21 protein-coding genes and 1 other annotated feature are annotated in these 23,248 nt (G+C 60.6%); of the genes, 12 read left to right on the forward strand and 9 right to left on the reverse strand.

The annotated features are described in order from the left end of the window. Positions 1-78: 78 nt before the first annotated feature. Positions 79-762 (reverse strand): YtjB family periplasmic protein, encoded by a 684-nt coding sequence (locus IT763_RS02860; protein WP_151254331.1) that lies wholly within the window; start codon positions 760-762, stop codon positions 79-81. 110 nt (positions 763-872) lie between these two features. Here IT763_RS02860 and serB point away from each other — a divergent pair, with 110 nt between their 5' ends. The 4 genes from serB (at position 873) to IT763_RS02880 (ending at position 6,155) form a co-directional block, all read left to right on the forward strand. Then, a complete protein-coding gene (serB, locus tag IT763_RS02865) occupies positions 873-1,850 on the forward strand; it encodes a phosphoserine phosphatase (RefSeq protein WP_004933052.1) in 978 nt (325 codons plus the stop codon). Between the two features lie 19 nt (positions 1,851-1,869). After that, on the forward strand, positions 1,870-3,255 hold the full coding sequence (gene radA / locus IT763_RS02870; protein WP_004933048.1) for a DNA repair protein RadA: 1,386 nt from the start codon (positions 1,870-1,872) through the stop codon (positions 3,253-3,255). A gap of 58 nt (positions 3,256-3,313) precedes the next feature. After that, positions 3,314-4,588 carry a multifunctional transcriptional regulator/nicotinamide-nucleotide adenylyltransferase/ribosylnicotinamide kinase NadR gene (gene nadR, locus IT763_RS02875; protein WP_016929160.1) on the forward strand — a complete coding sequence of 425 codons (1,275 nt, stop codon included), beginning with the start codon at positions 3,314-3,316 and terminating at the stop codon, positions 4,586-4,588. 133 nt (positions 4,589-4,721) lie between these two features. Continuing rightward, positions 4,722-6,155 (forward strand): glycosyltransferase family 39 protein, encoded by a 1,434-nt coding sequence (locus IT763_RS02880; protein ID WP_049300119.1) that lies wholly within the window; start codon positions 4,722-4,724, stop codon positions 6,153-6,155. A gap of 31 nt (positions 6,156-6,186) precedes the next feature. Here IT763_RS02880 and IT763_RS02885 read toward each other — a convergent pair whose 3' ends face one another. Then, positions 6,187-7,188: a zinc-binding alcohol dehydrogenase family protein gene (locus IT763_RS02885; protein WP_151254332.1), complete on the reverse strand. Its 1,002-nt coding sequence runs from the start codon at positions 7,186-7,188 to the stop codon at positions 6,187-6,189. A gap of 97 nt (positions 7,189-7,285) precedes the next feature. Between IT763_RS02885 and IT763_RS02890 the strand changes: the two genes are divergently transcribed. Next, on the forward strand, positions 7,286-8,197 hold the full coding sequence (locus IT763_RS02890) for a LysR family transcriptional regulator (RefSeq protein ID WP_206195159.1): 912 nt from the start codon (positions 7,286-7,288) through the stop codon (positions 8,195-8,197). A 30-nt stretch (positions 8,198-8,227) separates the two neighbouring features. Here the strand turns inward: IT763_RS02890 and ettA are convergent, their stop codons facing one another. The 4 genes from ettA to IT763_RS02910 form a co-directional block, all read right to left on the reverse strand. Further along, positions 8,228-9,895, reverse strand: a complete 1,668-nt coding sequence (gene ettA / locus IT763_RS02895) for an energy-dependent translational throttle protein EttA (RefSeq protein ID WP_025159620.1) — start codon at positions 9,893-9,895, stop codon at positions 8,228-8,230. A 142-nt stretch (positions 9,896-10,037) separates the two neighbouring features. Then, the gene (locus tag IT763_RS02900; RefSeq protein ID WP_016929155.1) at positions 10,038-10,535 is read right to left on the reverse strand and encodes an OmpA family protein; all 498 of its coding nucleotides are present in this window, start codon (positions 10,533-10,535) and stop codon (positions 10,038-10,040) included. A gap of 38 nt (positions 10,536-10,573) precedes the next feature. After that, positions 10,574-11,821, reverse strand: coding sequence for a diguanylate cyclase domain-containing protein (locus IT763_RS02905; RefSeq protein ID WP_016929154.1), 1,248 nt, complete (start codon positions 11,819-11,821; stop codon positions 10,574-10,576). Further along, the gene (locus tag IT763_RS02910) at positions 11,818-12,423 is read right to left on the reverse strand and encodes a YfiR family protein (RefSeq protein ID WP_015376603.1); all 606 of its coding nucleotides are present in this window, start codon (positions 12,421-12,423) and stop codon (positions 11,818-11,820) included. The genes IT763_RS02905 and IT763_RS02910 overlap by 4 nt, the downstream gene beginning before the upstream one ends. Before the next feature lie 639 nt (positions 12,424-13,062). Here IT763_RS02910 and sltY point away from each other — a divergent pair. Continuing rightward, positions 13,063-14,991, forward strand: coding sequence for a murein transglycosylase (gene sltY, locus IT763_RS02915; RefSeq protein ID WP_016929153.1), 1,929 nt, complete (start codon positions 13,063-13,065; stop codon positions 14,989-14,991). 54 nt (positions 14,992-15,045) lie between these two features. After that, the gene (gene trpR / locus IT763_RS02920) at positions 15,046-15,375 is read left to right on the forward strand and encodes a trp operon repressor (protein WP_016929152.1); all 330 of its coding nucleotides are present in this window, start codon (positions 15,046-15,048) and stop codon (positions 15,373-15,375) included. 11 nt (positions 15,376-15,386) lie between these two features. Here the strand turns inward: trpR and yjjX are convergent, their stop codons facing one another. After that, complete coding sequence (gene yjjX / locus IT763_RS02925) at positions 15,387-15,905, reverse strand: inosine/xanthosine triphosphatase (RefSeq protein ID WP_004933015.1); 519 nt, start codon at positions 15,903-15,905, stop codon at positions 15,387-15,389. Positions 15,906-16,006: 101 nt separating this feature from the next. On the opposite strand from yjjX, the gene gpmB reads away from it, so the two are divergent. Next, a complete protein-coding gene (gene gpmB, locus IT763_RS02930; RefSeq protein ID WP_206195160.1) occupies positions 16,007-16,654 on the forward strand; it encodes a 2,3-diphosphoglycerate-dependent phosphoglycerate mutase GpmB in 648 nt (215 codons plus the stop codon). On the opposite strand, the gene robA is transcribed toward gpmB, so the two are convergent. Then, entirely contained in the window at positions 16,651-17,520 is an 870-nt protein-coding gene (gene robA / locus IT763_RS02935) for an MDR efflux pump AcrAB transcriptional activator RobA (RefSeq protein ID WP_016929151.1), read from the reverse strand. The genes gpmB and robA overlap by 4 nt on opposite strands. 342 nt (positions 17,521-17,862) lie before the next feature. Between robA and creA the strand changes: the two genes are divergently transcribed. Continuing rightward, positions 17,863-18,342 (forward strand): protein CreA, encoded by a 480-nt coding sequence (gene creA, locus IT763_RS02940; RefSeq protein WP_049300125.1) that lies wholly within the window; start codon positions 17,863-17,865, stop codon positions 18,340-18,342. A 51-nt stretch (positions 18,343-18,393) separates the two neighbouring features. On the opposite strand, the gene arcA is transcribed toward creA, so the two are convergent. Then, a complete protein-coding gene (arcA, locus tag IT763_RS02945; RefSeq protein WP_004933003.1) occupies positions 18,394-19,110 on the reverse strand; it encodes a two-component system response regulator ArcA in 717 nt (238 codons plus the stop codon). A 629-nt stretch (positions 19,111-19,739) separates the two neighbouring features. On the opposite strand from arcA, the gene IT763_RS02950 reads away from it, so the two are divergent. From IT763_RS02950 to thrA, 3 genes are all read left to right on the forward strand, one after another. Further along, complete coding sequence (locus IT763_RS02950; protein ID WP_016929150.1) at positions 19,740-20,426, forward strand: tRNA/rRNA methyltransferase; 687 nt, start codon at positions 19,740-19,742, stop codon at positions 20,424-20,426. 212 nt (positions 20,427-20,638) lie between these two features. Then, the gene (gene thrL / locus IT763_RS02955; RefSeq protein WP_086581142.1) at positions 20,639-20,707 is read left to right on the forward strand and encodes a thr operon leader peptide; all 69 of its coding nucleotides are present in this window, start codon (positions 20,639-20,641) and stop codon (positions 20,705-20,707) included. Beyond that, positions 20,646-20,763 (forward strand) — a sequence feature (Thr leader region). Its footprint overlaps the gene before it by 62 nt. Positions 20,764-20,787: 24 nt before the next feature. Then, positions 20,788-23,247: a bifunctional aspartate kinase/homoserine dehydrogenase I gene (thrA, locus tag IT763_RS02960; RefSeq protein WP_016929149.1), complete on the forward strand. Its 2,460-nt coding sequence runs from the start codon at positions 20,788-20,790 to the stop codon at positions 23,245-23,247. Position 23,248 lies beyond the last annotated feature (1 nt).

Here is a 23,248-nt window from a genome sequence, read left to right on the forward strand (position 1 = left end):
TGGGTGTAGCCGTTACGGGCAATCTATTCACTGAAAGGACAATAAAACGGCGAGAACGCATTCAGCGCCTGGCCTGAGTTACTCCTTCTTCGGCGCTTCCTGCTTTATCTCCGGCGCATCCTCTTCGTCGTCTTCCACCGTATTGCCTTCTTCCAGTGGCGTGTTGGCGGTCAACAGGTACGGCGACTGCTGCCAGCGGCTGCGGCGGTGTTGCAGCAGGGTACGCGCCAGAATGATGCCGATCGCCAGCGCCAGCAGGATCATCAGGCGCAGCAGGTTGGTGGTGTTGTCCACCTGTTTGGATTCGGTCGCCAGCACGTGGGTGTCGAGGGTGATGCGGATAAAGCCGATCGGGCCGTCTTTGCCCTGAATGGATTCGACCAACTGGTGGTTGAAGTAGCTGCCGGCGCGTTTGCCGTCGAGCGACAGGCGATCGCGTATACTTATCTGTTCCCCGGCGTGGGAGACCAGCGTGCCGTCCAACTGATACACGCTGACGTCGAGAATGCGGCTGTGATCGGTGAGCTGCTTGAGGATGGCGTCGATGCGCGGGTTGTTGCCGTCGTCGTCCAGCAGCGGCGCCAGGCTGTAGGCGACCTGTTTGGTCAGCGTCTGCGCCAGCTCTTCCACCTGCTCGGATCGCGCCATTTGGTGACTCAGGCTAAAATAAGAGGCGCCCTGCATCAGCAGCACCAGCAAAGCCAGGCAAATCAGGATAATAGCGGTGCGGTGCAGGCGAAATTTCAGTTTAGCGCGAGCCATGCAGGTTCCTTGGGCATCGGGGACACTTTATGTTGCCAGAACCGCTGGCGATAGGATAGCTTGATGCGTCGTTTTATCATGCAGCGTTTTTGTCCATTCAGGAGTCAATGATGTCAAACAGTCTGACCTATTGCGATCTTCCGGCGGAGATCTCTCAATGGCCGGGTCTTCCCCTTTCGCTCAGCGGCGACGAAGTGATGCCGCTGGACTACCGGGCGGGCAATACCGGGTGGCTGTTATACGGCAGGAAGCTGGACAAGGCGCGCATTACCCAATTCCAACGCAAGCTGGGCGCGGCGATGGTGATCGTCACCGCCTGGGGCGTGGACGACTATCAGGTGGTGCGCCTGGCGGGCACCTTGACGCCGCGCGCCAAGCTGTTGGCGGCGGAGAGCGGGCTGGACGTGGCGCCGCTCGGCAAGATCCCGCACCTGCGCACGCCGGGGCTGCTGGTGATGGACATGGATTCGACGGCGATCGAGATCGAATGCATCGACGAGATCGCCAAATTGGCGGGCGTCGGCGAGCAGGTGGCGGAAGTCACCGAACGCGCGATGCGCGGCGAGCTGGACTTTACCGCCAGCCTGCGCCAGCGCGTCGGCACGCTGAAAGGGGCCGATGCCAACATCCTCAAGCAGGTGCGCGACGAGCTGCCGTTGATGCCGGGGCTGACCAGCCTGGTGGGCAAGCTGCAGGCGATGGGCTGGCATGTGGCGATCGCCTCCGGCGGCTTCACCTACTACGCCGAATACCTGCGCAACCGGCTGCGGCTGGTGGCGGCGGCGGCCAATGAGCTGGAGATCCGCGACGGCAAGCTGACCGGCGAAGTGCTGGGGCCGGTGGTGGACGCGCAGTTCAAAGCCGACACGCTGCTGCGGCTGGCGGAGAAGCTGGAGATCCCGCTGGCGCAAACCGTGGCCATCGGCGACGGCGCCAACGATTTGAAAATGATGCAGGCGGCGGGGCTGGGCATCGCCTACCACGCCAAGCCGAAAGTGTATGAAAAAGCGCAGGTATCGATCCGGCATGCGGATCTGATGGGCGTGCTGTGTATTCTCACCGGCAGCCTGAAACACGAAGTGCGATAACGAAAGATTGAGGTAAGACGTGGCAAAAGCGGCAAAACGGGCATTTGTGTGCAATGAGTGCGGGGCGGACTATCCGCGTTGGCAGGGGCAGTGCAGCGCCTGTCATGCCTGGAACACCATCACGGAAGTGCGTTTGGCCGCGTCGCCCGCAGCGGCGCGCAACGATCGCCTCAGCGGCTATGCCGGCGACGCCGGCGTCAGCAAGGTGCAGAAGCTGTCGGAAATCAGCCTGGAGGCGCTGCCGCGCTTCACCACCGGCTTTCTCGAGTTCGACCGCGTGCTGGGCGGCGGCGTGGTGCCCGGCAGCGCCATTCTGATCGGCGGCAACCCCGGCGCCGGCAAGAGCACCCTGTTGCTGCAGGTGCTGTGCAAGCTGTCTGAACAGATGAAAACCCTGTACGTCACCGGCGAGGAATCGCTGCAGCAGGTGGCGATGCGCGCCCACCGTCTGGGGCTGCCGACCGGCGGCCTGAACATGCTGTCGGAAACCAGCATCGAGCAGATCTGCCTGATTGCCGAGCAGGAACAGCCGAAGCTGATGGTGATCGACTCGATTCAGGTGATGCACATGGCGGACATTCAGTCTTCGCCGGGCAGCGTGGCGCAGGTGCGGGAAACCGCCGCCTACCTGACGCGCTTCGCCAAGACGCGTGGCGTGGCGATCGTGATGGTCGGCCACGTCACCAAAGACGGCTCGCTGGCCGGGCCGAAAGTGCTGGAACACTGCATCGACTGTTCGGTGCTGCTGGACGGTGACGCCGATTCCCGCTTCCGCACCCTGCGCAGCCACAAGAACCGCTTCGGCGCGGTCAACGAGCTGGGGGTGTTCGCCATGACCGAACAGGGGCTGCGCGAAGTCAGCAACCCGTCGGCGATCTTCCTTAGCCGCGGCGATGAAGTCACTTCCGGCAGCTCGGTGATGGTGGTGTGGGAAGGCACCCGGCCGCTGCTGGTGGAGATCCAGGCGCTGGTGGATCACTCGATGATGTCCAACCCGCGCCGCGTGGCGGTGGGCCTGGAGCAGAACCGGTTGGCGATCCTGCTGGCGGTGCTGCACCGGCACGGCGGGCTGCAGATGTCGGATCAGGACGTGTTCGTCAACGTGGTCGGCGGGGTGAAGGTCAGCGAGACCAGCGCCGACCTGGCGCTGCTGATGTCGCTGGTCTCAAGCCTGCGCGATCGGCCGCTGCCGAACGATCTGGTGGTGTTCGGCGAAGTGGGGCTGGCGGGGGAGATCCGCCCGGTGCCGAGCGGCCAGGAGCGGATCGCCGAAGCGGCCAAGCACGGCTTCAAGCGCGCCATCGTGCCGCACGGCAATATGCCGAAAAAGCCGCCGGCCAACATGCAGGTGTTCGGGGTCAAGAAGCTGGCGGACGCGCTGGACGTGCTGGAAGGGTTTTATTAATGTCGCCGACGGCGAGCAAGATATGCTATTTTGTTTAGCATATTAAACGGAGGTGGCCATGCCGCAATTTGATTACCTGAAGACGTCCATCAAGCAAAAGGGCTGCACGCTGCAGCAGGTGGCGGATGCCAGCGGCATGACCAAGGGCTATCTGAGCCAGCTTTTGAACGACAAAATCAAAAGCCCGAGCGCGCAAAAACTTGAGGCGCTGCACCGTTTTCTCGGGCTGGAGTTCCCGCGTAAAGAGGTTAAAGTCGGCGTGGTGTTTGGTAAATTTTACCCGCTGCATACCGGCCACATCTATCTGATCCAGCGCGCCTGCAGCCAGGTGGACGAGTTGCACGTTATTTTGTGCCACGACGAACCTCGCGACCGCGAGCTGTTCGAGAACAGTTCAATGTCGCAACAGCCGACGGTCAGCGATCGCCTGCGCTGGCTGCTGCAGACCTTCAAGTACCAGAAAAACATCCATATCCACTCGTTCGACGAGCAGGGCATCGAACCCTATCCGCACGGCTGGAACGTGTGGAGCGACGGCATGAAGGCCTTTATGGAACAGAAGGGCATCGTGCCGAGCTTCATTTATTCCAGCGAAGCGCAGGATGCGCCGCGCTACCGCGAGCATCTGGGCATCGAAACCATTTTGGTCGATCCCGAGCGTTCGTTCATGAACATCAGCGGCAATCAGATCCGCCAGGATCCATTCCGCTATTGGGACTACATCCCGACCGAGGTGAAGCCGTTCTTCGTGCGCACCGTGGCGATCCTCGGCGGCGAGTCGAGCGGCAAATCGACGCTGGTCAACAAGCTGGCCAACATCTTCAACACCACCAGCGCCTGGGAATATGGCCGCGATTACGTGTTCTCGCACCTGGGCGGCGACGAGATGGCGCTGCAATACTCCGACTACGACAAAATTGCCCTCGGGCAGGCGCAATACGTGGATTTCGCGGTCAAGTACGCCAACAAGGTGGCGTTTATCGATACCGATTTCGTCACCACCCAGGCGTTTTGCAAAAAGTACGAGGGGCGTGAACACCCCTTTGTGCAGGCGCTGATCGACGAATACCGTTTCGATCTGGTGATCCTGCTGGAAAACAACACGCCGTGGGTGGCGGATGGCCTGCGCAGCCTCGGCAGCACCGCCGATCGTCTGGCGTTCCAGCGCCTGCTGGAGGAAATGCTGCGCGCCAACGACATCGAGTATGTGCACGTTGAGTCCAGCGATTACGAAGAGCGTTTTCTGCGCTGCGTCGAGCTGGTGCAACAGTTGCTGGCGGCGGACGCCGGCCGGTTGGCGAACGCGCCCGCCCAGCATCACGCCGCAGGCTGAGAAAATTAGCGGAATGTGCGGTCGCGGCGGCAGAAACGGCCGCCCGGGCGCATATTTAACGGCTTGTTTAAACATGGTTCATTCGACAGCGACTACGGTAAGATTTTCTTTACAATAACGCTCAGAAGAAGACATGTCTTATCGCTTGCTCGCTCTTTGGTTGGTCTGCTATGCCGCAGCCTGGACGCTGCTGACTGTTCATCTCGATCCTACCCTGCCTTACGACGCCGTCGAGGCGCTCAACTGGGGCCTCAACGGCGAGTGGGGCTCACCGAAAAACCCGTGGCTGGTCGGGGCGGCGATGCAGCCGGCGATCGGGTTCTCGTGGCTGCCGCTGAACCTGTACTGGTATGGCGGGCACTTCATCGCCATCGCCATCGGCATGCTGGGTGTCTGGCTGTTGGCGCGCCGGCTGAGCGGCAGCACCTCGCTGGCCTGGATGGCGCTGTTGACGCTCAACCTGTCCGGCATCATCAATTTCGACATCATTCCCTACAACGACAATTACCTGTTGGTGATGCTGTGGCCGTGGATGGCGCTGTTTTTCCACCTGGCTATTTCGCGTTCGGCCAACTGGTGGCCGGCCTTCGCGTTGGCCGCCGGGCTGGCGATGATGGCGAAGTACTCGACCTTCGCCTTTGTCTATTTCGCTGCGCTGTCGACGCTGTTCGTGCCGCAGATCCGCCGCTGCTATCGCCAGCCGCAGTTCTATCTGGCGGTGGCGATCTGGTTGGCGCTAGTGCTGCCGAACGTGTTCTGGTTGTGGAACCACGACTTTGCCGCCTTCAAGTGGGTGGATTCGCAGATCAAGATGCAGCTCAACCTCGATATGCTGCAGTCGCTGCTGCTGGTGTTCTATCCGTCGCTGGTGCTGTGGGGGATCCTGCGGCGTAGCGGGGCGGTGCTGGCCTGGCCACCGGCGTTGCCGATGCGGGTGTTGCTGTGGGTCTATCTGTTGCCGCTCGGCATCATTACCTTCTGGTTCTCTTTCAACGTCGGCGGCCGGCTGACCGAATGGCTGCAGCCTTTCTTCATGCTGGCGCCCGCGCTGCTGGTCGGTTGCGTGCGCCAGCCGCCGGTGCGTTCGCTGCGCGCGGCAACCATTGGGCTGATGTGTGCGGCGCTGGCGGTCTATCTGGGGTATGCCGCGGTGATGCTGGGCAACGTGCGCAACGCCGGTCAGAAAATGGTGGGTATCAAGGCGTTCAGCGCCGGGGTGGAGCGGCAGTGGCAAGAGCGGTATGGCGTTGAACTGCGCTACGTCGGCGGCGAATACCTGTCGCAGTGGATGACGGTGTACGCCGGTTCCCGGCCGCGGACCATTACGCGTTGGTCCAATCATGCGCGGCCGAATATCTACAACGTCAACATCAGCTATCCGCAGATTGCGCAGCACGGCGTCGCCCTGTTCGGGCGGTTGGGTGAAGACTGCGCGCACAGCGACTTTGGCGGTGAGTTGGCCCACTGGCCGAAGATGCGCCTCGATTGGCAGCAGACGCTGACCTTCCGCGCCGATCCGCAGAGCGACGAGCAGATGCTGTGCGTCGGCTTCGTTCGTCCGCAGTAACGGCGGCGCGCTGCGCCGCCGCGATTCAGGCTCAGTAAGCGATGACCAGCTTGCCTTGCATATGGCCGCCGAGCAGCTGTTGATGCGCGGTGGTCAGCGTGTCTACCGACAGCCCGTGCAGGGTTTCGCTCAGCGTGGTGCTCAGCTTGCCCTCGTCCAGCAGCTGCGCCACCTGCTGCAGGATCTTGCCCTGCTGCGCGATATCCGGGGTGGTGAACATGCTGCGGGTGAACATGAACTCCCAGTGCAGCGCGGCGCTTTTCAGCTTCAGCGCGTTTTGATCCAACGGCTGCGCGTTCTCAACGATGGTGCAGATATGGCCGAGCGGCGCGATCAGTTCGGCCATCGCCGGCCAGTGGCCGTCGGTATCGTTCAGACACAGGATGTAATCCACCTGCTCGATGCCGTGCTGCGCCAGGTTGCCCTTCAGATCGCGGTAGTCCACCACCAGATCGGCGCCGCGCTCACGGCACCAGGCGGCGGATTCAGGTCTTGATGCGGTGGCGATCACTTTCACCTTGCTGCGCAATGCGGCCAGCGGAATGGCCAGCGAGCCGACCCCGCCGGCGCCGCCGATGATCAGCAGCGTCTTGTGCTCCGGCGCGTCCTGAATGTTCAGGTGTTCGAACAGCGCCTCCCAGGCGGTGAGGGCGGTGAGCGGCATGGCGGCGGACTCGGCCCAGTTCAGGCTGCGCGGTTTGTGCGCGGCGATGCGTGAGTCGATCAGTTGGTGGCTGCTGTTGCTGCCGGGGCGGGTGATGTCGCCGGCGTACCACACTTCATCGCCGGGCTTGAAGCCGCTGACGCTGCTGCCCACGCCCACCACGATGCCGCTGGCGTCCCAGCCGAGGACGCGCGGCTGCTGCAGGCCGCTTTTCTGCAGGCCGGCGTGCACTTTGGTGTCCACCGGGTTGACCGACGCCGCTTTCACTTCCACCAGCAGATCGTACTGGCCGGGAACCGGCATCTCCGGTGAGATTTCGATGAAACTGGCGGGGTTCTGCGGGTCTACGGCAATGGCTTTTATCGACATGATTGTACTCCTTTCAAATGATGCCCCCAGTGTAGACCCGCGGCAGTGGGGTGATAAGATGGACAATATCTAACGGAGTGTTCGTTTAAGGTGAACAATGGAATTCAAACAGCTGCAGGATATGGCGCTGTTCGCGCTGGTGGCGGAGTGCGGCAGCTTCACCGCCGCCGCGCAGCGCGTCGGGTTGCCGAAATCCAGCGTCAGCCAGCGCATCAGCCAGCTTGAGCAGACGCTGGGGCTGCGCTTGCTCAATCGCACCACGCGCCAGCTGAACCTGACCTTCGCCGGCGAGCGTTATCTGGAGCATTGTCAGGCGATGATGTCCGCTGCCGAACGCGCCGATCTGGCGTTGCAGCGGCTGCGCGATAACCCGAGCGGGCGCCTGCGCATCTCGACGCCGGCCGGGCTGGGGGCGACCCTGGTGGCGCGGCTGGCGGCGGATTTTCAGCGCCAGTACCCGGACGTTTCGCTGGAGGTGTCGGTGTCCGACGCCATGGTGGATCTGGTGCAGGAAGGTTACGACGCCGCGCTGCGCACCGGCAAGCCGCAGGATTCTTCGCTGATCGGCCGACGCCTCGGGTACGCGCCGCGCTATCTGCTGGCGGCGCCGTCCTACCTGGCGCAGCACCCGCCGATCGAACATCCGCAGCAACTGCAGCAGCATCGTTGCATCGCCCACCGCGCCTGGACGGCCTGGAACCTGCGCTGCGGCGATGACTACTATCGTTGGCAGCTGCCGCTGGCGCACACCACCGACAACTTGCTGTATGCGCGCGAATGCGCCATTGCCGGTGCCGGCATCACGTTGCTGCCGGCGTTTCTCAGCCGCGAGGTGGTGGCGCAGAAGCTGTTGGTGGAGGTGTTGCCGGCGTGGCGTGCGGAAGGGAACGAGCTGTATCTGGTCTACCCGAGCCGCAAGCTGAACTCCCCGGCGCTGGCTTGTTTCATCGATGTGGTGCTGCTGCACCCGGCGTTCGACGATTACGCGCGCGAGTTGGCGCGGGGGTAAAAAAAGGCGCCGCATGCGGCGCCTTGGGCATTACTTGGCGATCTTTTTGTACTTGATGCGGTGCGGCTCGAGCGCATCGGCGCCCAGCGTGCGCTTCTTGTACTCTTCGTACTCGGTGAAGTTGCCTTCGAAGAATTCCACCTTGCCCTCGTCCTGGTAGTCCAGGATGTGGGTGGCGATACGGTCGAGGAACCAACGGTCGTGCGAGATCACCATGGCGCAGCCAGGGAATTCCAGCAGGGCGTTTTCCAGCGCGCGCAGGGTTTCGATATCCAGGTCGTTGGTCGGTTCATCGAGCAGCAGCACGTTGCCGCCAACCTGCAGCAGCTTGGCCAGGTGCAGACGGCCACGCTCACCGCCGGACAGCTCGCCCACGCGTTTGCCCTGATCGACGCCCTTGAAGTTGAAGCGCCCGACATAGGCGCGGCTCGGCATCTCGGTGTTGCCGATGCGCATGATGTCCTGCCCGCCGGAGACTTCTTCCCAGACGGTTTTCGAACCGTCCATGCTGTCGCGGAACTGATCGACGGAAGCGAGTTTGACGGTGTCGCCCAGCACGATGCTGCCGGAATCAGGCTGCTCCTGACCGGACATCATGCGGAACAGCGTGGATTTACCCGCGCCGTTCGGGCCGATGATGCCGACGATTGCCCCTTTCGGCACCGAGAACGACAGGTCGTCGATCAGCAGGCGGTCGCCATAAGACTTGCGCAGGTTGCTGACTTCGACCACTTTATCGCCCAGGCGCGCGCCAGGTGGAATGAACAGTTCGTTGGTTTCGTTACGTTTCTGGTATTCGGTGTTGTTCAGCTCTTCAAAGCGGGCCAGGCGGGCCTTGCCTTTGGACTGACGGCCTTTGGCGCCCTGACGCACCCACTCCAGCTCTTTCTCGATCGACTTGCGACGAGCGGCTTCGGCGGACGCTTCCTGCGCCAGACGCGCGTCTTTCTGCTCCAGCCAGGACGAGTAGTTGCCTTCCCACGGAATGCCTTCGCCGCGGTCGAGTTCGAGGATCCAGCCGGCCACGTTATCCAGGAAGTAACGGTCGTGGGTGATCGCCACCACGGTGCCTTCAAAGTCGTGCAGGAAGCGTTCCAGCCAGGCCACGGACTCGGCGTCCAGGTGGTTGGTCGGTTCGTCCAGCAGCAGCATGTCCGGCTTTTCCAGCAGCAGGCGGCACAGCGCGACGCGGCGGCGTTCACCCCCGGACAGGTGGGCGATTTTGGCGTCCCAGTCCGGCAGGCGCAGCGCATCGGCGGCGCGTTCCAGCTGGGCGTTGAGGTTGTGACCGTCGTGCGCCTGAATGATCTCTTCCAGGCGGCCCTGTTCGGCGGCCAGCTTGTCGAAGTCTGCGCCTTCTTCCGCGTACAGCGCGTACACTTCGTCCAGGCGCTTCAGCGCGCCGACCACTTCCGCCAGCGCTTCTTCCACCGATTCACGCACGGTGTGTTCGAGGTTAAGCTGCGGCTCCTGCGGCAGGTAACCGATCTTGATGCCCGGCTGCGGGCGCGCTTCCCCTTCGATATCGGTATCGATGCCGGCCATGATGCGCAGCAGGGTGGACTTACCGGCGCCGTTCAGGCCCAGCACGCCGATTTTTGCCCCAGGGAAGAAGCTCAGGGAGATGTTTTTCAAAATATGACGCTTCGGCGGTACCACCTTGCCGACGCGGTGCATGGTATAGACGTATTGAGCCACGTTGCTCTAAGCCTCTCTATATCAGTATTTATAGGATGTCTGGCGGCATGAGTGTAGCCCGTTTCGATCTCGGATCCCAGACATCGCTCAGCGATCGCCAAGTATAACCGTTTATGCGCCGATAAAGGCGCATATTGGTGGCTTATGGCGTGACGACGATCGCGACGCGGCGGTTTTCCGCGCGGCCGCTGGAGGTGCGGTTATCGGCAACGGGATCGCGCTTGCCCATGCCGCGGGTTTCGATATTGGCGCGCGGAATGCCGACGCTGGCCAGCAGATCGGCCACCGCATCGGCGCGGCGCAGGGAAAGCTGATCGTTATAGCTGTCTTCACCGTAGTTGTCGGTATGGCCGTCCAGGCGGAACTTGGTGATGCCGACGCTCAGCAGCGCACGGCCCATCTTCTGCACCGTCTCGGTGCTTTCCGGGTTCAGCTTGCCGATGTTGTTGCCGAACAGCACCTTATCCGACAGGCCGAACTCCCAGCCGTTATCGGTCAGTTTGAAGCCCTGCGATTGCAGCAGCGCAACCTGCTCGGGCGTCAGGCCCTGCGGTTTGCTCTGGCAGCCGGCGAGCGCCAGCAGGGCGACGAACGCCATCGCCAGCAGTGAAAAACGACCTTTAAACAGTTGCTGTATCATAGTCAAAATCCCTAGTTCAAGTGTTATAGCCGGGGCTCTTATTTATGTATAGCCAGCCGCCAGCCTCCGTTATAACGATGCTTTGCCTGATACATCGCATCGTCAGCTTCGTGCAAAAGACCCTGAGGCGTCGACGCGTGATCAGGGTACAGCGCAATACCGATACTCAGAGAGGTGATGACCGCCTCGTCGTTCGGCAAAATGACCGGTTGCGTCATGCAGTCGATGATGTTGTCAGCGATCTGCAAGACATCTTCCGTGCCGTGTACCGGCGCCAACAGCACGGCGAATTCATCCCCTCCCAGGCGGGCGACCAGATCGGTCTCGCGCAACTGCGCGCGAATGCGCCCGGCAATGGTGGTCAGCACCGCATCGCCTGCGGCGTGGCCGTAACTGTCGTTCACCTCCTTGAAGCGATCGCCGTCGATAAACAGCACCGCCAATTTCGCCGGCGGTTCGATATCGCCCAGCGCCCGGCTCAGCCGCCCTTCGAAGAAGGCGCGGTTCGGCAAGCCGGTCAGGCTGTCGTGCGTCGCCCGGTGAGCCAGCGAGTCGTTTTCCTGTTTCAGATGGGCCTGCCAGGCCTCCAGCTCGTCGAGCAAGCCGTTGAAATCGTTGCTGAGCTCATGCAGCTCGGCGATAGGCGCCGACGGCACCCGCAGGCCGAAAGTGCGATCGCGGCGCACTGCATGCGCCACGTTGGCGATGTCGTCCAGCGAACTGACGATGCCGACCAGCATGCGGCGCGACAACACCAGGGCGCACAGGGTGCTGAGCACCAGGCAGGCGATCATGCCGACCATGCCGCGCAACAGGAAACGCAGCAGGCTGCCGCCGTTGCCGCTCAGCCAGACCTGGCCGACCTGTTTGCCCTCGTGGGTGATAGGCAGAATGACCGGTTCGGGCAGCGCCCAGTGCGCAACGATTTGCTCCAGGCCGTGCAGCGGCCCATCGGTAGGATGGCGCCAGTTGGCCAGCATCTTGCCGTTGTTGTCGAGGATCCGCGCGTCCGACACCTCTTCATTGGAGGATATCAGCATCAGCGCTTCGCGCGCGGCGGTGCGGTCTTCAAACACCACGGCGGCCTCGACGGTATAGCTGATGGAGCGCGCGATCAGGTGCAGGTTGTGATTGGCATAGGCGCGCAGCGCAAACAGCGCCACCAGCGTCAAAAAGATGCCGGCGGTGCCGACGGCGATCAGCGCCAGCCCAAGATGCACACGCTGCAGCACTCGGCCCAGCGTCGGGCGCGCATTGCCGGAGCGGTTTCTACGCAACAGCCTCATAGCGGCGGCGCCTGTTTGCGTGCCAGCTGCAGCACGTTGGGGTGAACGCGCACGCCGCTGCGCGCCAGAGCATCCAGGTTGACCTTGAAGCTGGCCTGGTCCCCATCAATCTGCAGGCAAAATGCGCTGCCGGCGGAGCATTCGCTATCGTTCTCGCTGATGCTGAGAATGGAGTTGCCGGAAATGCGCTGCATGAAATTTTGTCTCTGCGCGGCGGTGATGTTCCCTAAGTAGATGACATCACAGCCGGTACTCAGCGTTGGGCTGTCGAACGGCACGCGCTCGGCTTTAATCGGACGCGGCGCGCTCAGCAGGATCGGATCGAACAGCCCTTCGGCATACTGGGTGGGTGCGGTCACGCACAAGCGGATCGGATTGGGTTCACGCGACCAGCGTGCGTAGCTGATGATGCCTACCACCACGGTCGTCACGGCGTGCGTGCGCTTTTGATAGGGATCAGCGGCGGCGTGCGCAGGCTCGGACAACGTCAGCAGCACCAACAAAACGATCAGCAGCAGGCGGCCGATATTCAGGCGTGCGTCAAGGAAGCCCGGTTCGGGGCTTTTTGCGCAACGCATCGCTATCGCGGTCTTATTCACCATCTTCACCCGCCATTCCGGCCTGATCCACCGCCCGCAGGCCGTGGCCTGACAAGGAAAAATCCGGCCCGCTTGAAGGGACAATCGTTTTGCTGAAAGCTGTCAGTCGCACTGCCTAATGAACACTATCTAACCCATAATTGGCGCGGATTGTATTATAAGATGTCTTCGTTGGGCGCTTTATGTGCTGTTTTCTCGGAATTATCTTACTTATTTTTGATAGTATAAAAATGCCCACCCGGGTTTGCCACCGCTTTTCTGCAAAGTTGGCGCGTTTAGCCTGCTGTCAGGCGATTTGCGCAACGGCGGCGTCATGTCGAAAATGCAATAATGTGATGGCTAATAATTAAAAAGTATTTTACTTCTCCAATAAGTGCCGGGGCAGCTAATAAAAATCCGGTGGCTGGAAATATCCCGCCGGCCTGATTTGTCAGCCAAAGTAAACGTTTTTTACCTGGCCCCCGTCATGGCGATACACTTCTTCTTCTACAGTATTGAATGGATAAGCGATTGCGCTGTCTATGGTAGATATCCGCGTCCGGGCCGTGCGCCCGGCTTTATTTTGTCCCGCGGCGCCGTGGTGCGGCGGTCACCGGGGAGCTGGGCGGCTCCTGCGGTACAACCAGTGAGGAAAGAGCGAGGATGGTCAAGGTGGACAAGCGACGGCTGTTGGCAATGGGCCTGTGTCTGACGGCGTTTTCAGGCGCGGCGCTGGCGGATTCTCTGGATGCGCAACGTCAGCGTTACCAGCAGATCAAACAGGCGTGGGACGGCAATCAAATGGACGTGGTGGCGCAGCTGATGCCGACGCTGCGCGATTACCCGCTTTATCCTTACCTGGAATACCGCGAGCTGACACAGGATCTGAGCCAGGCGGGGTTCTCCGAGGTGAACGACTTTATCAAACGCCACCCGACGCTGCCGCCGGCGAAATCACTGGTGCCGCGCTTCGTCAATGAACTGGCGCGGCGCGAAGACTGGCGCACCCTGTTGGCCTTCAGCGCGCAGCCGCCCAAACCGGTGGCTGCGCGCTGCAACTATTACTACGCCAAATGGGCTACCGGTGACCAGCAGGCGGCCTGGAGCGGCGCCGATGAACTGTGGCTGAACGGCAAAACGTTGCCGAGCGCCTGCGATCGTCTGTTCAGCGTCTGGCGCGGCGCAGGCAAGCAAACGCCGCTGGATATTCTGGCGCGCATGAAGCTGGCGTTGAAAGAGGGTAACAGTTCGCTGGTCAGCAACCTTTACGGCCAGTTGCCGGCCGACTATCAAACCATGGGCAACGCCCTGGTGCGCTTGCAAAACGATCCGACCACCGTGGAAGCCTTCGCCCGCAGCGTGGGGCCGACTGACTTTACCCGTGCCGCCACCGGCATCGCCTTTGAACGCCTGGCGCGGCAGGATGTGGAAAACGCGCGGGCGATGATCCCGACGCTCGCGCGGTTGCAGAAAATGAGCGACGACGAACGGCTGGGGTTGGAAGAGGCGGTGGCCTGGCGCCTGATGGGCAGCGACGCTACCTACGAGCAGGCGCAGTGGCGCGATCAGGTGATTCTGCGCAGCCGTTCGCCTTCGCTGTTGGAGCGCCGAGTACGCATGGCGTTGGGCAACGGCGATCGGCAGGGCGTCGCGACCTGGCTGGCCCGCCTGCCGGAAGAGTCGCGCAACAAGGATGAGTGGCGCTACTGGCGCGCCAGTCAACTGATGGACGAAGGCAAACGCGCCGAAGGCGAGGAGATGTTGCGTAACCTGATGACCGAACGCGGCTTCTATCCGATGGTCGCGGCGCAGAAGCTGAACGCCACTTATCCGGTGATGGTGGCGGTGGCGGCCAAGCCGCGCACGTCGCTGGTCGACGGGCCGGAGGTCGCCCGGGTGCGTGAGCTGATGTACTGGAATATGGACAACCTGGCCCGCAGCGAGTGGGGCTCGTATGTCGCCAGCCGCAGCCGGCCGGAACAAGAAGCGCTGGCGCGCTACGCCTTTGAGCAAAAATGGGCCGATCTGAGCGTGCAGGCGACCATCGTCGGCAAGCTGTGGGATCATCTGGAGGAGCGTTTCCCGGTCGCCTGGCCGCAGGAGTTCCGCCGCGCGACCGATGACAAGGGGATCACCACCAGCTACGCGATGGCGATCGCGCGTCAGGAGAGCGCCTGGAATCCGAAAGCGCAGTCGCCGGTTGGCGCTACCGGCCTGATGCAGGTGATGCCGCGCACCGCGCAGCATACGGTGCAGATGTACAATATTCCCGGCTATGTCGGCCCGAGCCAACTGTTCGATCCGCAGACCAATATTACCATCGGCACCAGCTATCTGGAGTCGGTCTATCAGCAGTTTGGCCGCAACCGCATTCTGTCGAGCGCCGCCTATAATGCCGGCCCGTCGCGGGTGAATACCTGGCTGGGCAACAGCGCGGGGCGGATCGATCCGGTGGCATTCATCGAAAGCATTCCGTTCTCTGAAACCCGCGGCTACGTCAAGAACGTGCTGGCTTATGATGCGTTTTACCGTTATCTGACGCACCGGCCGGCCAAGGTGCTGACCGACGCCGAGTGGCAGAGACGTTATTGATTTTGACGGCCCTATGGTATGCTGCTGTACTAGTTAAATAGTATGGTGGCTGCCATGACGCAATTATCGTTAAACGACCCCGCTCTTTCAGAACAAGGCAATGAGGATTGGCTGCGCTTCGTCGCGCTGCTGCAGAATTCCTTTGCGCAAGAACTGCATCAACCGCTGCTGCAGCTGATGTTGACGCCGGACGAGCGCACCGCGCTGGGCACCCGGGTGCGGATCATTCAGGAACTGATGCGCGGCGAGATGAGCCAGCGCGAGTTAAAAAATGAACTGGGCGCGGGGATCGCCACCATCACCCGCGGATCGAACAGCCTGAAAGCGGCTTCACCCGCGCTGAAACAGTGGCTTGAGCAGCAGCTGTTGCACGACGCGCCCTAGCAGACTCAGCGTTATTGCTGATAGATGGCGTTGTGGAACGGCACCAGCGCCAGCAGCAGCGCCTGGTGGTAAACGCTGGTGCGGCTCAGCCGGCCGTCGGTGAAGACGCCGATGGCGCCGCCCTGACGTTTCACCTCGGCGTTGCCGGTGATCGCCGCCATTTCGCTGCCCAATTCGCGACCGGCGCGAATACCTTGTAAGATGACCTCCGGCAGCATCAGGCTCGCCGAGCGGGATTCGCCACGGATGTGCGGGTTCTCGATGGTCATCCAGGCGAAGGTCATATTCTCTTCAATCCCGGCTTCCACGCCGACCCAAAAATCGGCCTCGGGCCTGACCTGGCGCGCTTCCATGACGCGTTGACGCGAACCGGTGCGGGTTTCGTGGTTGCCTATCGGCTGCAGCGAGACGCCGCTGGCGACGTCAACGGATTCAATGCGGTATTGGCCCGCGCCAAAGACGTCATCGAAGGCGAGTTGAATAGCCTTGATCTTTGCCGGGTTGGTAGTTGCAGCGACAACATGGTACATAACGGGTTTGATATCCTTCTGGCCGATACGCCGGGCAGCGGCAAAAGCGCCACCGGGCCGGGGATAAATGCAAATTTCACGCAGTATAACGGAAAACAAAAATGTTACAGGTATACCTCGTTCGCCATGGCGAAACGGAATGGAACGCGGCTCGCCGTATCCAGGGTCAGTCCGACAGCCCGTTAACCGCCATGGGGGAACACCAGGCCCGTCTGGTCGCCAGGCGCGTCAGCAAAGAAGGCATTACGCACATCATTACCAGCGATCTGGGGCGCACGCGGCGCACCGCGCAGATCATCGCCGACGCCTGTGGCTGCGAAGTGATTAGCGATCCGCGTTTGCGTGAGCTGCACATGGGGGTTCTGGAAGAACGCCTGATCGACAGTTTGACGCCGCAGGAAGAGCAGTGGCGCAAACAGATGGTCGATGGTACTCCTGACGGCCGTATCCCTCAAGGCGAATCCATGGAGGAGCTGGGCGAGCGCATGCGCGCCGCGCTGGATAGTTGCCTGATGCTGCCTGAAGGCAGCAAGCCGCTGCTCGTCAGTCATGGCATCGCGTTGGGGTGTTTGATCAGTACGGTGCTGGGGCTGCCGGCCTATGCGGAACGCCGTCTGCGCTTGCGCAACTGCTCACTGTCGCGCGTCGATCACCAGCAGAGCCCTTGGCTGGCTTCCGGCTGGATCGTGGAAACGGCGGGCGATGTCACGCATTTGGACATGCCCGCGTTGGACGAACTGCAGCGTTAACGCCGAATCGGGATCAGGTAATCGCACTTGATCTCGATAGGCGCCTGATGCGGACGGCGCTCGCCTTTCGGATAGAAGCGTTCGATGTCGTGCCCTTTGCGGCGCGTCAGCTGGAGCGCCGGCAGGCAGGTGCCGTAGACCGTCAGAATAAAGTCTTGCAGTCCCTCGGTGGGCCCTTCGTAGCTGAACATCGCAAACTCACCGCCCGGCAACACCAGCGGCTGGCCTTCCTGTACCTTGTCAGGCACCTGATCCGGCTCCAGCGCCGTGGTGTACAGCACTTCCTGTTCGTCGTCCTTCTCTTGGCTCGGTCGCGAGTGGTGCAGCCCGTACAGCACCGGCGGCAGGGTTTCGACGTCACCGAGGAACTGACGCCAGAACTGTGAGCGCAGTTCGGTGCGCACGGTGGTGATCTGTTCCAGCGTACAGGAGTAGCTTTGGGTCAGGCCGACCAGGCGCTTGTCCGGCAGCGAGACGAATTCCGGCTGCGGCAGGGTGAAGGCTCCCAGACGGATCGGCGGACAGATGCCGAATGCGTTCCAGTCTTCGGCGCGGCGGTACAGCGCCGGCGTCTGCGCAAACTGTTTTTTGAAGGCGCGGGTGAAGGTCTGCTGCGAGTCGAAGCGATATTGCAGGGCGATATCCAAAATCGGCCGGCTGGTCAAACGCAGCGCGACGGCGGCTTTGGACAGCCTCCTTGCCCGGATGTAAGCACCGATGGCGTTACCGGTAATATCTTTGAACATCCGTTGCAGATGCCATTTGGAGTAGCCTGCCTTGGCCGCTACGTTATCCAGCGACAAGGGTTGGTCCAAATGGCTTTCCAGCCAGCTAAGCAGATCACGAATGATACCGGCTTGATCCATAGATCTTCCTCGTAAAGCTTGGGGGTAGGAACCCGAACTGTTGATTCGTCACGCTGGTGCTGCGCTATCAGACCGATCCATGAGCCATTATGCGTTGCACTCTTTGCCTCTGCTGCGCATGCCGCGCCAGAGTTGGATTGGGGTACACCGTAGTGGGCGCAAAGAAATAACGACGCCGCATCATAGCAATTTTTTTACTCCGCGACTCTCAAAGATTTTTGTCACGCTCTGTGCTAAAACGGACGGTGCGGACCCGTAAAAAACCGATTCCGTGAGCTTAGACATAAATAATGGCGACCGCCGAACCTATTTTTGCAGCAAGGTTATACCGGAGTTAAGTAAATGAAAAAAAGCTGGATATTTTTATTCGGTTTGGTTTGCGCAACCGTTGGCAGCGCGCAGGCGGAGCAGGTGGGCTCCGTTGATACGGTGTTTAAATTGTTGGGGCCGGACCACAAAATCGTGGTGGAAGCGTTCGACGATCCGGACGTTAAAAATGTAACTTGTTATATCAGCCGCGCCAAAACCGGCGGCATCAAAGGCGGCCTGGGGCTGGCGGAGGACACTGCCGACGCGGCCATTTCCTGCCAACAGGTGGGGCCTATCGAGCTGAGCGACAAGATCAAAAACGGCAAGGCGGAAGGCGATGTGGTGTTCCAGAAACGCACCTCGCTGGTGTTCAAGAAGTTGCAGGTGGTGCGCTTCTATGACACCAAGCGCAATTCGTTGATTTACCTGAGCTACTCCGACAAGGTGATCGACGGTTCGCCGAAGAACGCGTTGAGCGCGGTGCCGATCATGCCGTGGGCTGAGACGAAATAAAAAAACGGGGTTCAGCATGCTGAACCCCGTTTTCATGACGGCAGGCCGGAATTACTCTTCCAGATCGCCGCAGAAGCGGTAGCCTTCGCCGTGAATGGTGGCGATGATTTCCGGCGTGTCCGGCGTCGATTCGAAGTGTTTGCGAATGCGACGGATGGTGACGTCCACGGTGCGGTCATGCGGCTTCAGCTCGCGGCCGGTCATTTTCTTCAGCAGTTCGCCGCGCGACTGGATCTTGCCCGGGTTTTCGCAGAAGTGCAGCATGGCGCGGAATTCGCTGCGCGGCAGCTTGTATTGTTCGCCGGCCGGGCTGATCAAAGAACGGCTGTTGATGTCCAGCTCCCACCCATTGAACTTGTAGCTCTCGACCAGGCGGCGCTCTTCGCCCAGGCTGCCCAGGTTCATGGTGCGCGACAGCAGGTTGCGCGCGCGGATGGTCAGCTCACGCGGGTTGAACGGCTTGGTGATGTAATCGTCGGCGCCGATTTCCAGGCCGAGGATTTTGTCCACTTCGTTATCGCGACCGGTCAGGAACATCAAGGCGACGCTGGCCTGTTCACGCAGTTCGCGCGCCAACAGCAGGCCGTTTTTGCCTGGCAGGTTGATGTCCATGATGACCAGATTGATATCATTTTCAGACAGGATATTGTGCATCTCTGCACCATCATTGGCTTCATGAACAATGTAGCCTTCCGCCTCGAAAATGCTCTTCAGGGTGTTACGAGTGACTAACTCGTCTTCGACAATCAGAATGTGCGGGGTCTGCATATTTGCTACCTAAAATTGCCAACAAAATAGAAAATCGGAAGTACAGAAGTCTTTGTTTTCTTAGAGGAGGGCAGAGATAGCGCCACGTTCCCTCTCAGCAAATGACTAAAGTACGTAAACTCGTTCTTGATGCACTTTCCATCTCATGTCAACAAGATCGCTAGCCTGGTGGGGATGCTGTTCCCTACAACCCCTGGGGTGCCGAAACGGCGCATATCCTAACCCCATTAACAGCAATATAACAGCGCGTGCCGAATTCATCACCCAACAAAACTACGCTTTGTTGACATATATCAAATTCAATTGTAGCACGTTAACAGATTTGTGAAAAACACTTACAGAAATGCCAGTTTAAGTCACAGAACCTCAAATTCTGTGAACGATTCAGCATTATCCGGCCCGATAGGATACAATTATTCGCTTATTGATCATCGCGTTGTTTTAACTTATTGATAAATAAACGCAGTAAAACATAAGCGCGAATAATGACTATTACGATGGGTTTATTAGCGCAACGAGCCGTTTAATCTTGTTTGTTGCTATTAACGCGTTTATTGTTACGTAATTGTAAATATAAGCGGGCGCTGCGCCATCGTCAAAAACGCAGGCCCGCCTTCGGTGGAAGAGTGATGCAGCTTCATATTGTTTTAGTGGCTCCGGCGCGGCCGGAAAATGTTGGCGCGGCGGCGCGCGCGATGAAAACCATGGGCTTCACGTCGTTGCGCATCGTTGACAGCGAGGCGCACCTGCAGCCGGCGGCGCGCTGGGTGGCGCACGGTGCCGGCGAGATCCTCGACGGCGTGCAAACGTTCGCCACGCTAGAGCAGGCGCTGGCGGGCGTGGATTTTACCGTCGCCACTACCGCCCGCAGCCGCGCGCGCTTTCACTACTACTGTACGCCGCCCGAACTGCTGGAACAGCTGAGCGAGCGTAAGCAGTGGGTCGGCCAGGCCGCGCTGGTGTTCGGCCGCGAAGATTCCGGCTTGACCAACGAAGAGCTGGCGTTGGCGGACTTGCTGACCGGCGTGCCGATGCAGGCGGACTATCCGTCGCTTAACCTGGGCCAGGCGGTGATGGTGTACTGCTACCAGCTGGCTAGCCTGATGGGTGTCAATACGCCACAGGAAACGGCGGCGTCGGAAGGGCAGCTTAAGGCGCTGCGCCGCCGCGCCGATGCCTTGTTGAGCGCATTGGATGTCGGCGATGACCAAAAATTGCGCGACTGGCTGCACCAGCGCCTCGGCGCGCTGCAACAGCGAGATACGGCGATGCTGCATACGCTGCTGCACGACATCGAAAAAAAACTCGCCAAGTGATAGCGGCTCCATCAGACGGTTACCCAGCGTGATCCACTAGTAAATCGGCTTTAAGTTGTTTTTTTGTTCTGTCATTTTGCTTTTCACCTGTTGCATCGCGCATTACCGCCGCTGAACGGAAAATAAGCAAAAAAAAGAAATAGTTTGACTTGGGATAGCGATTGCTTTAACCAATAGAGGGGACAGAGTATTTCATGAGACAGACAGACAACATGCGCAACATCAGCCTGAAAACCACAATTATTACCACCACCGATACCACAGGTAACGGGGCGGGCTGACGCGCACAGGAAACACAGAAAAAAGCCCGCACCTAATCAGTGCGGGCTTTTTTTTCGGCTTAAATTCGGAGAGATCACACATGCGAGTGCTGAAATTTGGCGGAACCTCGGTGGCGAATGCAGAACGTTTTCTGCGCGTCGCCGACATCATGGAGAGTAATGCGCGTCAAGGGCAGGTAGCCACGGTCTTGTCCGCCCCCGCAAAGATCACCAACCATCTGGTGGCGATGATCGACAAAACGGTGGCGGGCCAGGACATTCTGCCGAATATCAGCGACGCCGAGCGGATCTTTGCCGACCTGCTGAGCGGGCTGGCGCAGGCGCTGCCGGGCTTTGAATACGATCGCCTGAAAGGCGTGGTCGATCAGGAATTCGCGCAGCTCAAACAGGTGCTGCACGGCGTCTCGCTGCTGGGGCAGTGCCCGGACAGCGTGAACGCGGCGATCATCTGCCGCGGCGAAAAACTCTCCATCGCCATCATGGAAGGGGTGTTCCGCGCCAAGGGCTACCCGGTCACGGTGATCAACCCGGTGGAGAAACTGCTGGCGCAGGGCCACTACCTGGAGTCTACCGTGGATATCGCCGAGTCCACGCTGCGCATCGCCGCAGCGGCGATCCCGGCCGACCACATCGTGCTGATGGCCGGTTTCACCGCCGGTAACGATAAGGGTGAGCTGGTGGTGCTGGGCCGCAACGGCTCCGACTATTCCGCCGCGGTGCTGGCCGCCTGCCTGCGCGCCGACTGTTGCGAAATCTGGACCGACGTCGACGGCGTATATACCTGCGATCCGCGCACCGTGCCGGACGCCAGGCTGCTGAAATCGATGTCGTACCAGGAGGCGATGGAGCTTTCCTATTTCGGCGCCAAAGTGCTGCACCCTCGCACCATCACGCCGATTGCCCAGTTCCAAATCCCTTGCCTGATTAAAAACACCTCTAACCCGCAAGCCCCCGGCACGCTGATCGGCAAAGACAGCACCGATGACGCAATGCCGGTGAAAGGCATCACCAACCTGAACAATATGGCGATGATCAACGTCTCCGGCCCGGGCATGAAAGGCATGGTCGGCATGGCCGCGCGGGTGTTCGCCGTGATGTCGCGCGCCGGCATTTCGGTGGTGCTGATCACCCAATCCTCTTCCGAATACAGCATCAGCTTCTGCGTGCCGCAGGGCGAACTGCAGCGCGCCCGCCGCGCGCTGGAGGAGGAGTTCTATCTGGAATTGAAAGACGGCGTTCTGGATCCGCTGGACGTCATGGAGCGCCTGGCGATCATCTCGGTGGTCGGCGACGGCATGCGCACCCTGCGTGGCATTTCCGCGCGCTTCTTCTCCGCGCTGGCGCGCGCCAACATCAATATCGTCGCCATCGCCCAGGGCTCTTCCGAACGTTCAATCTCGGTGGTGGTCAGCAATGACTCCGCTACCACCGGCGTGCGCGTCAGCCACCAGATGTTGTTCAACACCGATCAGGTGATCGAAGTGTTCGTCATCGGCGTCGGCGGCGTCGGCGGGGCGCTGATCGAGCAGATCTACCGCCAGCAGCCGTGGCTGAAACAAAAACATATCGATCTGCGGGTGTGCGGCATCGCCAACTCGCGCGTGATGCTGACCAACGTGCATGGCATCGCGTTGGACAGCTGGCGCGACGAGCTGGCCGGCGCGCAGGAGCCGTTCAATCTCGGCCGCCTGATCCGGCTGGTGAAGGAGTATCACCTGCTGAACCCGGTGATCGTCGACTGTACCTCCAGCCAGGCGGTGGCCGATCAATATGTGGACTTCCTGGCGGACGGCTTCCATGTGGTAACGCCGAACAAAAAGGCCAACACCTCGTCGATGAACTATTATCAGCAACTGCGCGCGGCCGCGGCCGGTTCGCACCGCAAGTTCCTGTACGACACCAACGTCGGCGCCGGTTTGCCGGTGATTGAGAACCTGCAAAACCTGCTGAACGCCGGCGATGAGCTGGTGCGCTTCTCCGGCATCCTGTCCGGCTCGCTGTCCTTTATCTTCGGCAAGCTGGACGAAGGGCTGTCGCTGTCGGCGGCGACCCTGCAGGCCAGAGCCAATGGCTACACCGAGCCGGATCCGCGCGACGATCTGTCCGGTATGGACGTGGCGCGCAAGCTGCTGATCCTGGCGCGCGAGGCCGGTTACAAGCTGGAGCTGAGCGATATCGAGGTCGAGCCGGTGCTGCCGCCGTCCTTCGACGCGTCGGGCGACGTGGACCATTTCCTGGCGCGTCTGCCGGAACTGGATAAAGAGTTCGCGCGCAACGTGGCCAATGCCGCCGAGCAAGGCAAGGTGCTGCGCTATGTCGGTCTGATCGACGAAGGGCGCTGTAAGGTGCGCATCGAGGCGGTGGACGGCAACGATCCGTTGTATAAAGTGAAGAACGGCGAGAACGCGCTGGCCTTCTACAGCCGTTATTATCAGCCGCTGCCGCTGGTGCTGCGCGGCTACGGCGCCGGTAACGATGTGACCGCAGCGGGCGTGTTCGCCGATCTGCTGCGCACACTGTCATGGAAGTTGGGAGTTTAAT

The sequence above is a fragment of the Serratia sp. CMO1 genome (genome assembly GCF_015689115.1).
Taxonomy (GTDB): domain Bacteria; phylum Pseudomonadota; class Gammaproteobacteria; order Enterobacterales; family Enterobacteriaceae; genus Serratia; species Serratia marcescens.